At 42.2% G+C, this 6,206-nt stretch carries 6 protein-coding genes; 2 read left to right on the top strand and 4 right to left on the bottom strand.

Annotated features, from left to right (window positions below):
* Positions 1-6: 6 nt before the first annotated feature.
* Positions 7-1,389, top strand: coding sequence for a cytochrome P450 (locus AC5JL8_RS25185; protein ID WP_495882410.1), 1,383 nt, complete (start codon positions 7-9; stop codon positions 1,387-1,389).
* A 6-nt stretch (positions 1,390-1,395) separates the two neighbouring features.
* On the opposite strand, the gene AC5JL8_RS25190 is transcribed toward AC5JL8_RS25185, so the two are convergent.
* The 3 genes from AC5JL8_RS25190 to AC5JL8_RS25200 form a co-directional block, all read right to left on the bottom strand.
* On the bottom strand, positions 1,396-1,881 hold the full coding sequence (locus AC5JL8_RS25190) for a TIGR00725 family protein (RefSeq protein WP_495882411.1): 486 nt from the start codon (positions 1,879-1,881) through the stop codon (positions 1,396-1,398).
* Between the two features lie 162 nt (positions 1,882-2,043).
* On the bottom strand, positions 2,044-2,619 hold the full coding sequence (locus AC5JL8_RS25195; protein ID WP_495882412.1) for a hypothetical protein: 576 nt from the start codon (positions 2,617-2,619) through the stop codon (positions 2,044-2,046).
* 207 nt (positions 2,620-2,826) lie between these two features.
* The gene (locus tag AC5JL8_RS25200; protein ID WP_495882413.1) at positions 2,827-3,708 is read right to left on the bottom strand and encodes a 4-hydroxybenzoate solanesyltransferase; all 882 of its coding nucleotides are present in this window, start codon (positions 3,706-3,708) and stop codon (positions 2,827-2,829) included.
* A 290-nt stretch (positions 3,709-3,998) separates the two neighbouring features.
* Between AC5JL8_RS25200 and AC5JL8_RS25205 the strand changes: the two genes are divergently transcribed.
* Positions 3,999-5,651, top strand: coding sequence for a Ppx/GppA phosphatase family protein (locus AC5JL8_RS25205; RefSeq protein ID WP_495882414.1), 1,653 nt, complete (start codon positions 3,999-4,001; stop codon positions 5,649-5,651).
* A 184-nt stretch (positions 5,652-5,835) separates the two neighbouring features.
* On the opposite strand, the gene AC5JL8_RS25210 is transcribed toward AC5JL8_RS25205, so the two are convergent.
* Positions 5,836-6,206: tetratricopeptide repeat protein (locus AC5JL8_RS25210; RefSeq protein WP_495882415.1), on the bottom strand; the 371-nt coding region annotated here is incomplete at its 5' end.

Raw genomic sequence — 6,206 nt, forward strand, 5'->3', positions numbered from 1 at the left:
CAAGTAATGATTAAACTTAAAGAAATTACTTCTCAATCGAATGTTGCTAAACTGCCAAATGCCTCCCAAAAACCTAAATGGTGGTATACAAGCAAAGTAATTTTACGACCGATACAAACTCTTGAAAGCTCACAACAGAAATATGGAGATATTTATTACACTGAATTTAATAGTTTTCCACCGCAAGTAGTTATCAGTGATCCTCAAGCTATTCAGGAAATTTTTACAGCTGACCCTAAGCAATTTGAATCAGGTGCAGGAAACCAAATTATTCAACCATTGGTAGGTGCAAACTCGTTAATCTTATTAGATGGCGATCGCCACTGGCAACAGCGTAAGCTTTTAATGCCTCCCTTTCATGGTGAACGGATGCGAGCTTACGGTCAGATCATCCGTGATATTACAGAACAAGTAACTAGCCAATGGACGATTGGAAAACCTTTTGTAGCTCGTTCTAGTATGCAAGATATTTCCTTGCAAGTGATTTTGCGGTCTGTTTTTGGGCTGAAAGAAGGAGAACGTTATCAACAAATAAAACAAATTTTAGTTGCGATGTTGAATACTTTTAATTCTCCTTTGAGCGCAACTTTACTGTTTTTCAAATCACTGCAAAAGGATTTAGGCCCTTGGAGTCCTTGGGGAAAATTTGCGCGGCGAAGACAGCTACTTAATCAACTGCTATACCAAGAAATTAATGAGCGTCGAGAGCAAGGTAAAACTGACGGTGAAGATATCCTCAGCTTATTAATGTCTGCGCGTGATGAAGCAGGTCAACCGATGAGTGATGTAGAATTACGCGATGAGTTGATGACGATGCTATTTGCGGGTCATGAAACAACCGCGATCGCACTTGCTTGGGCTTTATATTGGATTCATTATCTTCCCGAAGTCCGCGAAAAACTGCTACAGGAACTCAATTCTATTGATATCACTAATGCAGACCCAATGGCGATCGCCCAATTGCCATATTTAAATGCTGTCTGTTGCGAAACCCTGCGGATTTACCCAGTTGCATTCTTTTGTTTCCCACGAATTCTGCGGACTGATATGCAATTGATGGGCTACGATTTACCAAAAGGAATGTACTTGTCAATCTGCATTTATTTAACTCACCAGCGCCCAGATATCTATCCCGAACCCAAGCGTTTTAGACCAGAACGTTTCCTCGAACGCCAGTTTTCCCCCTATGAATTTTTGCCCTTTGGTGGTGCTAATCGTCGCTGTATTGGCGCAGCATTTGCCATGTTTGAAATGAAATTGGTACTGGCAAATATCCTATCGCACTACTCACTAGAACTATTGGATAAAGTTCCATTGCAACCTGTGCGTCGCGGGATAGTATTTGCACCGCCTGGAGGCGTACATTTCATGCCGAAGGAAAAATACTAAAAGTTGTTATAAAATTGCCTTAGCAGTGGCGATCGCATCTACTACACTCTCAACAACATAAACATTTTCTGGCGACAGCTTTTTGAAGAATACTTTGCTTTCTTCATCGTCAGTTAATAGAATTACTGGTTTATTTCCTTTCAAAGCTAAGGCAATTTCTGAAGCTGTACCTGCACCCATACCACAGGCAATCACCACATTGCTAGAGAGAACATTAATGTTATTTCGAGCATTTCCCATGTCTGTGAAAATGGCAATATCCACAGCATTCGAGATACTATCTTGATTATCGTTGGGGAGAATACCAATAGTTAAACCATTAGCAGCTTTTGCGCCCTTATTTGCCGCATCCATCACCCCTGCATTTCTCCCACCAGTAAGTAAAATCCATCCTTGCTGGGCAATGAGATGACCTAATTCATAGGCGTTCTGCAAATTATTTCTTGTCGCCTTTTCTCCCGGCCCCATGACTCCAATAATAATTTTTCTCATGATGATTCAAATTAAAAGAGTGTTGAGTGCTGAGTGCTGAGTAACAGGCAATAGGCAAGAGTCATTAATTATTCTCTTGTCCCCGTGTCCCCGTGTCCCCTTGTCCCCTTGTCCCCTTGTCCCCTTGTCCCCTTGTCCCCCAGTCCCCGCGTCCCCTGCCAACTACCACTGTTCAGCCCAATAAACAATTTCGGAAGCTGAACTATCAATTGCCACTCCGTAGCTATCACCGTGATTCCACTTAAAGCCAGGGCTACCTCTATCCTGTGCATTTAACACTAATACTTCATAGCTAGGAGGAAAGGATTCCTCAGCATCACTAGTATAAAAAAATGTTGTCGGCACTCCATTTGGTAAGTTGGCGTGGTCGTTTGTATTACCACCCTTATACTCATGTTTAGCAACAGATTTATATTGCGAAAGTAATTGTTTAATTTTCTCTGGTGATTGTTTAAGCCTGATTTGAAAGAAACTACCACCTTGCGAAAAGCCTGGAGAGTAGGCAATACGTACATCCTTCGCATCAGCCGGAATTCCTTTGGGGAAATGCTTGACTTGGTATTTATCAGATACCAACTTCTGACGAATTTCAGAGTAGCGTGATGTATCAGTTACTATCTCAGATTCAGCAGAACTACTAAAGGCTTTTCTCAGAAAAAAACTTCCTCCGACGATACCAAGACTGCCAAGGGAGAATAAAAGTATCATGGCAATTTTGACAAGGTGCGATCGCTTCATGGAGTGGGGTACGTCTCAAGTTTATAGTTATATATCCAACTACTAAACTAAATTCGTACTATTTCGGATACGCATCGGGAATATTGATAAAAACTTTGCGTGTTCAGGGTAAATACGGGCTTTTTATAAAATTATTGTAAAGCCAGTCAAAAAGCGCAAGCAATACACGGTAGGAGTACGGGCACAACATTTTTGTGCCCCCAATGCTCACAAAGAACCGGCAATCATCCCCGCAAGTAAAATAAAACCAATCCAGACATTTTGCCGGAACATCTCGCCGTATACAGGGTTAGGTAGATTTTGCTGTGTTAAGCGTAGTGACTGCCAAATCCAGCCAATTGTGGCAATTGCTAGGCTAATCCAGAAGGCAATATGAAGGTGGATGACAATACCTAACCAAGCAAGTAAAGCAATTGTGCCAGCAAAGAAAATTCCAATGGCTAAAGGAGCGTAATTACCAAAGAACAGGGCACTAGAATTTACACCAATGCGTCGATCATCTTCGCGATCGCTCATTGCATAAACAGTATCAAATCCCAATGTCCACAGTACAGTCGCGCCCCAAAGTATCCAAGTCGGTTGAGAGATAGTTTCTGTAACTGCACTCCAGCTAATTAAGACGGCAAAACCCCAAGCAATCGAAAGCACCAATTGAGGTACAGGAAAAACTCGCTTTGCGCCTGGATAAAGCAAAATTACAGGCACAGCTGCCGCAGACAACCAAAAAGTTAGGGCATTCAAATAAAATGCCAGAATCGCGGCACATGATAGCGCTACTATTCCTACACCAATCCCGACTTTAATTGAAAGTGTACGGGCAGCAAGGGGGCGATCGCGTGTTCTTTCTACTTCTGGATCAATATCTCGATCCCACAAATCATTGACAACACACCCAGCCGCACTTGTGGCAAGAGTACCCAATACAATCACACCCACTAAAGGCAAAGGTGGTTTACCTGCGGCTGCTAAAAACACAGCCCAAAGTGCAGGAATCATCAAAATTAATCGTCCTTCTGGTTTATGCCACCGCAAAAGCCGGATAATCACAAGCCATACAGGTTCCTGATTTTGTTCTGGCGTTCTCAGCATAGAAGTTAAGAAGTTAAAAACAATTTAAATATTCACTTTATTTCGATGATTTAACACATCTTTACATCTATAGAATATCTTTATTTGCTATTTGTAAAAACATCAGCTCAATTAGCTACTTTGGATACATCTAAACAGTCAGTTTAGTTGAAATTCAGGGAGTAAATATACTTGTTCAGGCACAGTCACTAGACGTTAAACCTGAGAATACATGAGTTTCACATAATACCAGTGCTGCATATCCCAACACATCAGCTTTTATTATCCTTCCTTAACAGAGAGAAATCTAGATGCTGAATTTAGTTTCAGCTGGCTGGGAGAGTGTTCCTACTCAAACAGTTAAGCATCACCGAATTATTGCTGCCATTGACTTGGGTACAAATTCTTTGCACATGGTAGTGGTGAAAATTGACCCCACACTACCAGCTTTTAGCATTATTGCCAGAGAAAAAGAAACTGTAAGATTGGGCGATCGCGATCTGGATACTGGTTGTCTCAAACCAGGGATAATGGAAAAGGCGATCGCTGCTCTCAAACGCTTTCAAGAAGTTGCCAAAACTTTTAACGCCGAAACAATCCTGGCTGTAGCAACTAGCGCCGTGCGGGAAGCGCCTAATGGCAAAGATTTTTTACACAGAATATTAGTTGACTTGGGTTTAAGCGTTGACTTAATTTCTGGACAAGAAGAAGCACGACGAATTTACCTTGGTGTGCTGTCGGGGATGGAATTTAATAACCAACCCCACATGATCATTGATATTGGCGGTGGTTCTACAGAAATAATTTTGGGGGACACTGAAGAACCACGCACTCTCACCAGTACTAAAATTGGTGCAGTCAGACTTACCAGCGAGTTAATCAGCACTGATCCCATAAGTAACACCGAGTTTCAATACCTGCAAGCCTATGCACGGGGTATGTTGGAACGTTCCGTGGAAGAAGTGCGGGCAAACTTAGAGTTTGGTAAATCTCCGCGTTTGGTGGGAACTTCGGGAACTATTGAAACCCTAACGCTAATTAATGCACGGGAAAAATTAAATTTCATTCCTTCCACGCTCAATGGCCACGAATTAAGTCTCAAAGACTTACGGGATTGGGTAAATCGCTTGCGAAAAATGAGTAACGTCGAAAGAACTGCGATACCTGGTATGCCCGATAAGCGGTCTGAAGTTATACTCGCAGGCGCAGTAATATTACAAGAAGCAATGATGCTTTTGGGTGCTGAGTCAGTCACAATTTGTGAACGTTCCCTCAGGGAAGGCGTAATCGTGGACTGGATGCTAGCCCACGGTTTAATTGAAGATAGACTGCGGTTTCAAAGTTCAATTCGGCAGCGTAGTGTACTCAAACAAGCTAATAAATACCATATCAATTTAGAATACAGCGATCGCGTGGCAGGATTTGCCTTGAGTTTATTTGACCAAACCCAAGGGATATTACACAACTGGGGGACAGAAGAACGACAACTACTATGGGCAGCTGCGATACTACATAATTGCGGTCATTATGTCAGCCATTCCTCTCACCATAAACACTCTTACTATCTAATTCGTAATGGTGATTTACTCGGTTATACCGAAACAGAAATTGAAATGATTGCCAATTTAGCGCGATACCATCGCAAATCGCCTCCCAAGAAAAAACACGAAAATTACCGCAATCTCCTTACCAAACAGCAACGACAAATAGTTAACCAATTAAGTACAATTTTAAGATTGGCAGTTGCTCTTGATCGGCGGCAAATTGGCGCTATTGAACGAGTGCAGTGTGAATATCATCCACATAATCAACAATTTAATTTGCGAATATTTCCTGCTCGTTCTGATGATGATTGCGCCTTAGAAATGTGGAGTTTAGATTATAAAAAAGGAGTATTTGAGGCTGAATTTGGTGTGAAATTAGTAGCGACTTTAGAGCCTTCTGCCGTTGCTATTACTTCTTAAACATTATGGTGCGTTATACTACTGCATTAACGCACCTAAAAACAGCTTTTCTGCCAAGGAAAATCCATAAATCATCCCGCATTCATAGAACGCCATAACTTCCCTCAAAAAACTCAGCGTACCTCCACGCTTCCCTCAGCGTTCCTCTGCGTTTAAAAATCCTCCAATTTCATGCAAACCAGCACTAAGAGTTAGCAGCACGAAGAACTTCAAGATTTCCTCTACATATAACTGTATGAGGGTGATTGACACCTAATTTTTGCTCATAAATTGCCAAAGCTTGGAGATACAAGGGTTCGGCTTCGCTGTACCTTCCTTGGGATTTGTAGAGATTAGCCAAGTTGTTGAGGCTAGTGGCAACGTGGGGATGTTCTTCTCCCAGCAGGCGTTTATACAGTGCCAAAGCTTGGAGATGCAAAGGTTCGGCTTCGGTGTACTTTCCTTGGGAATGGTAGAGATATGCCAAGTTGTTGAGGCTAGTGGCAACGTCGGGATGTTCATCTCCCAGCAGGCGTTTATACAGTGCCAAAGCTTGGAGATACAAGGGTTCGGCTT

This window comes from Mojavia sp., assembly GCF_059505145.1.

Excerpts from the sequence above, each read along its gene's own strand:
- AC5JL8_RS25185 (WP_495882410.1), top strand. The coding sequence starts at position 7 with ATGATTAAACTTAAAGAAATTACTTCTCAATCGAATGTTGCTAAACTG.
- AC5JL8_RS25190 (WP_495882411.1), bottom strand. The coding sequence starts at position 1,881 with ATGAGAAAAATTATTATTGGAGTCATGGGGCCGGGAGAAAAGGCGACA.
- AC5JL8_RS25195 (WP_495882412.1), bottom strand. The coding sequence starts at position 2,619 with ATGAAGCGATCGCACCTTGTCAAAATTGCCATGATACTTTTATTCTCC.
- AC5JL8_RS25200 (WP_495882413.1), bottom strand. The coding sequence starts at position 3,708 with ATGCTGAGAACGCCAGAACAAAATCAGGAACCTGTATGGCTTGTGATT.
- AC5JL8_RS25205 (WP_495882414.1), top strand. The coding sequence starts at position 3,999 with ATGCTGAATTTAGTTTCAGCTGGCTGGGAGAGTGTTCCTACTCAAACA.